Origin of the sequence: Pseudemcibacter sp. (assembly GCF_965661635.1) — a bacterium.
In the GTDB taxonomy this organism is placed as follows: domain Bacteria; phylum Pseudomonadota; class Alphaproteobacteria; order Sphingomonadales; family Emcibacteraceae; genus Pseudemcibacter.
Genome location: NZ_CBFIEP010000181.1, coordinates 1 through 5,442 on the forward strand (window position 1 = coordinate 1; position 5,442 = coordinate 5,442).

The window sequence follows — 5,442 nt, forward strand, 5'->3', positions numbered from 1 at the left end:
ACGCGGGCTTACACCACCCGTACTTGCGACATTTAAAATGGCTCCCGAACCCGCTTTTTTCATAATAGGAACAATGAATTGTGCCATATTGAACACGGATTTTGCGTTAACTTCAAAAATTCTATCAAACACAGTTTCGCATAATTCATCAAGAGGTTGCGGAATATGGCCAATTCCTGCGTTATTTACCACAATATCAATAGTGCCATATTTCTCCATGACATTATCCACCATGGACTTAACGCTTTCGCCATTCGCAACATCAACTTCAATCGCAAGTGAATTATCGTCAATTTCATCTGCGAGCGACGTTGCAAGCGCAATATTTAGGTCCGCAATAACGACTATAGCGCCCTCTTCGGCAAATTTTTTAACAATTCCTGCACCAAAACCGGATGCGCCGCCAGTAACAATTGCAATTTTTTTATTTAATTTCATTTATTTATAATGCTTTCTTAAAGTAAATTATCCATGATTTACAGCGACCGTTTTAAGAACAGAAAACCCGTAAAGTGCCTCAAATCCTTTTTCTCTACCGAAACCAGACTTTCCAATGCCGCCAAATGGTAATTCGACACCACCCCCTGCACCATAATTATTGATAAATAGCTGGCCTGCTTTCACAGCTTTCGCCATGCGTAACTGTCGCCCACCATCACGTGTCCATACCCCAGTCACTAAGCCATATTCGGTTCCATTGGCTATTTTAATGGCCTCTTCTTCGCTATCAAACGGTATAACCACCTGAACGGGGCCAAATATTTCCTCCTGGGCTAATTTATGATCGTTTGATACGTCCCTAAATAAGGTTGGACTTACATAGTTGCCATTTTCAGGCGCATCATAAACAATGCTACCTTGCGCCGCTATTTTTAAACCGCTTTTCTCACCCGCTTCAATGTAGCTTTTTACTGTATTTAATTGTTTCGCGGAAATTAATGGCCCAACATCAAGGTCATCAGTGGCCTTTCCTACTTGAAGCGCCTTATATTTCTCGGACATCATCTCAATTAATTTCTCATAAATACCGCTTTGTGCAAGTATTCTTGTTCCCGCAGAGCACGTTTGTCCCGCATTTTGGATACCACCCGCCACTAAAAACGGCAATGCTGCATCAAGATCGGCATCATCGAAAACGATTTGCGGTGATTTTCCGCCAAGCTCTAATGTCACAGGCACAATGTTATCCCCTGCGGCCTTTTGCACAAGCTTTCCGACACCAACCGAACCTGTAAATGAAATATGATGTACACCTGGATGTGATGATAATGCTGCTCCTGCTTCCGCTCCGAAACCCGGCACGACATTTAACACACCCTTTGGCAGCCCTGCTTCTTCTGCGATACGTGCGAAAAGTAATGCCGTTAAGCATGCTTCTTCTGATGGCTTTAACACACATGTATTTCCCATTGCCAGTGCGCCACCGACGCAGCGGCCGGTAATTTGCATTGGATAATTCCAAGGAACAATGTGCCCTGTAACTCCATGCGGCTCGCGCAGTGTGTAAACGGTATATCCTTCCATATAAGGAATAGTGTGTCCCATGACCTTGTCGGCAGAACCGCCATAAAATTCAAAATAACGCGCCATGGCAATTGCATCTGCGCGGGCTTGTTTAAATGGCTTTCCAACATCATGACTCTCAATTTCGGTCAATTCATCTTCATATTTTTTGATCTTTTCACCAATTTTGGTCAATATGCGACCTCGCTCAAGCGCCGTCATCCTTCCCCATTCACCATCCATTGCCGCTTGCGCTGCTAAAACAGCTTCATCAATATCTTTTGCTGAACCACGCGCAACTTTGCATAAAACTTCGCCGGTTGAGGGATTAAATACATCAATAGTTTCATTATTTTCAGCATTTCGCCATTTACCCGCAATTAGAATTTTGTCGGTTTCAAATGAAAATTTCATATGGCAGTCCTTTTTACTTTGGCTTTATATTTTTAGGCCTTTAATTTACTAACTGTCTTTGTAATATCAGGCGCTGCATCTAGCAATGCTTTTGTATATGGATGTTGTGGATTTTCATATATTTCTGCAGTCGCACCTTCTTCTACAATAATTCCGTCTTTCATCACGAGAATTCTGTCCGTGATATTACGAACCGTTGATAAATCATGTGAAATAAATAAATATGAAATTCCTAGCATATCCGAGAGTTTTTCAAGCAATTCTAATATTTGCTCTCTTATCAATACGTCCAATGCAGACGTTGCCTCATCTAAGAGCACCACGGACGGTTCCGTTATAAGTGCCCGCGCAATGGCTATTCTCTGTCTTTGTCCACCGGAAAACTCATGGGGATATTTATCCATATCACTTGCAGATAAACCAACATGCTTAAGCATGTCTTTCACTTTTTCATTAATTTCCGATTTAGACAATGAATGTGATAATGCATAAAAAGGTTCTGCAACCAATCTTGCAACCTTATGACGTGGATTAAAACTTCCGTATGGGTCTTGAAAAACAATATTGATATGCTTTCTCAATTCTTTTTGTCCCGTAAAAGATTTATTTTTGATCAAAATTTCACCGCTTGAAAAAGGCTCTACACCCAATATACAGCGGCTCAGCGTCGATTTCCCGCAGCCACTTTCTCCTACTAATCCTAAATTCTCACCGCGTTTTATTTTAAAACTAACATTATTGACCGCTTTTAATGTTTCGCCGCCGGATAGCTTATAACTTTTCTTTAAATTCTTAACTTCAAGCACCGCTTCATCGTAATCTGCTACAAACTTGTCTGCCCCTTTTTGCATTGCGGCGGCAAACAACGCTTTGGTATATTCATGTTTAATATCATTAAAAAAATGTGCCGTCGGTCCCTCTTCAACAATTTCACCGGATTTCATAATTATAATATGATCCGCAACATCCGTTACGACACCAAGGTCATGACTAATCAAAAGCATGCCCATATTATCCTGCAAGATCAAATCCTTTAAAAGCGACATGATTTTTGCCTGCGTTGTCACATCAAGCGCCGTTGTAGGTTCATCTGCAATAAGAAGCTTAGGCTTCTGTGATATTGCTATCGCAATTACAACCCGTTGGCGCTGTCCACCCGATAATTTATGGGGATAGGTGGAAAGCGGAAACCTACTATTTTCCAAGCCTACACGATGAAGAACAATTTCCGCTTTTTCTTTATATTGAATGCGCGTTAATCCCGGCTCTGTTAATTTAATGGCTTCAATGACCTGGGAACCTATGGATTCCAGAGGGTTTAACGCTTTCATAGGCTCTTGAAAAATCATTCCGATTTTCGTTTTGCGCACTTCACACATTTCTGCTTCAGTTATTTTGAGCAGGTCTTGATAATCATTAAGCCAAATTGATCCATCTGACTTTGTGCCTTCTGGCAATAATTGCATAATCGCGTTGGATGTCATCGATTTTCCGGAACCGCTTTCACCAACAACCGCAACAATTTGGCCACTTTCAATCCTAAGATTGATATTTCTCAATATTTCTGCATCAAAAATTGATAATGATAAATTCTGAACATTAAGAAGAGACATTTTGCTTCGCCTCCACACCGTCGGGCTCTTTCCGACGTAATTTAGGATCCAATATATCCCTTAAACCGTCACCCATTAGATTTAAACCAAGTACCAACATGACAATCGCCAAACCTGGTACTAATGCTAACCATGGTGCAAAAAATATCATTGTCTGTGCCTCAAAAAGCATCCGACCTAAGCTTGGGTTTGGTGGCTGCGTACCAAGGCCAACGTAAGAAAGGCTGGCTTCTGCAATAATTGCTATTGAAAATTGAATGGTCGCCTGCACAATTAATAAATTCATAATGTTCGGCAGGATATGCTCATATGAAATTTTCGCGTTACCCTTACCAGCAACTCTGGCTGCCATAATATATTCTTTTTCCCATAACCCTAGTGCACCACCACGTGACATACGGGCAAATACAGGAATATTAAATATGCCAATTGCAATGATTGCATTCATTGCCCCTGGACCAAAAACAGCCGTGATCATGATCGCCATTAATAATGACGGAAACGCAAAGACCAAATCATTTCCCCGCATTAAGATTTCATCAATGACCCGGCCGCCTGTTGAACGCGTCGCCGCCGACCATAGACCAAGTGGCACACCAATAATCATCCCAATACCGACAGCTACTAATGATACGGCTATTGCATTTCTTGCCCCTACCATAATCATGGATAGGATATCCCTGCCAAAATGATCTGTCCCGAAGATATGACCTATACCCGGGGCTATAAATCTTTTTTCCAAATTTATCGCCATAACATCATAAGGCGTCCAAATAAAAGAAAGGAGCGCAGCTATGACATAAGCAATGCTTATAAAAAATCCAATTTTAAAACTTAAGGGAGATTTCTTGAATAATTGAATGATCATCTTTCCCCCCTTTCACGCAATCTTGGATCAACCCAAGCATAAGCAAGATCAACAAGAAAAGTGATCATCACAACCGCCAAAACGAGCAAAGTGACAATAGATTTCACGACAATTAGATCTCGCTGTGCAATTGCTTGAAATACAAGACGTCCCAGTCCAGGCAATGAAAAAATACTTTCAATAATAATCCCGCCCGCTAAGAGGAAAGAAAACTGCAATCCTAAAATGGTTAAAACAGGTATCATCGCATTTCTTAATCCGTGTCGAATTAATGCCTGCCTTTTGGTTAGTCCCTTTGCACGCGCCGTTCTGATATAATCTTCATCCATTACTTCTAATACGGATGAACGCATCACACGCGAAAGAATTGCCGCTTGCGGCAACGCGAGCGAAATTGCCGGCAGTGTCAATGATTTTAATACAGGGAAAAATCCTGCTTCCCATCCCACAAACCCAACTGCAGAAAACCATTGCAGCGTTGTTGAAAATAATAGAACCAATAAAATTGCAAACCAAAAGTTTGGAATAGCAACACCGATTTGAGCGGTTCCCATCAAAAATGTATCTGAAAATGAGCCACGCTTTGATGCACTGATCACACCCACTGGAATAGCGATGATGGTCGATAATATTAATGCATAAATTGTCAGTGGTAAGGAAACGGTAAGTCTATCAAGAACCAATTCTGATACAGGAATTCGGTAGGTATAACTAATCCCAAAGTCACCAACCAGCATACCTGATATCCAATTAAAATATCGGTCCCAAGCACTAAGGTTTAAACCCAATTCTGCTCTAAGGGCATCTGCTGCGTCGGTATTGGTTGATAATCCCATCATAAATGCTGCTGGATCGCCCGGCACCACCTCGATGAGTATAAAAATAATTATCGTTGCAACAAACAATGTCAGAATTAAAGAAAATAAGCGTTTCAACAAAAAACTAATCATTCATTAGCCCTTCCTGTTCCTCAAAATAAACATCGCGAAAATCATTGGACCGAATTGGATAATTACGCCACATCCCTTTAAGGCCTTTTTTCCA

At 41.1% G+C, this 5,442-nt stretch carries 5 protein-coding genes; all 5 read right to left on the reverse strand.

Translation table 11 applies throughout. The features are described from left to right. Window positions 1–438: SDR family NAD(P)-dependent oxidoreductase (locus tag ACTF6W_RS11820; protein WP_438994752.1), on the reverse strand; the 438-nt coding region annotated here is incomplete at its 3' end. Window positions 439–465: 27 nt separating this feature from the next. After that, complete coding sequence (locus tag ACTF6W_RS11825; RefSeq protein WP_438994753.1) at window positions 466–1,917, reverse strand: aldehyde dehydrogenase family protein; 1,452 nt, start codon at window positions 1,915–1,917, stop codon at window positions 466–468. Window positions 1,918–1,949: 32 nt separating this feature from the next. After that, window positions 1,950–3,530, reverse strand: coding sequence for a dipeptide ABC transporter ATP-binding protein (locus tag ACTF6W_RS11830; RefSeq protein WP_438994754.1), 1,581 nt, complete (start codon window positions 3,528–3,530; stop codon window positions 1,950–1,952). Next, complete coding sequence (locus ACTF6W_RS11835; RefSeq protein WP_438994755.1) at window positions 3,517–4,398, reverse strand: ABC transporter permease; 882 nt, start codon at window positions 4,396–4,398, stop codon at window positions 3,517–3,519. The genes ACTF6W_RS11830 and ACTF6W_RS11835 overlap by 14 nt, the downstream gene beginning before the upstream one ends. Next, window positions 4,395–5,348, reverse strand: a complete 954-nt coding sequence (locus ACTF6W_RS11840) for an ABC transporter permease (RefSeq protein WP_438994756.1) — start codon at window positions 5,346–5,348, stop codon at window positions 4,395–4,397. Before ACTF6W_RS11840 ends, ACTF6W_RS11835 begins: the two co-directional genes overlap by 4 nt. Window positions 5,349–5,442 lie beyond the last annotated feature (94 nt).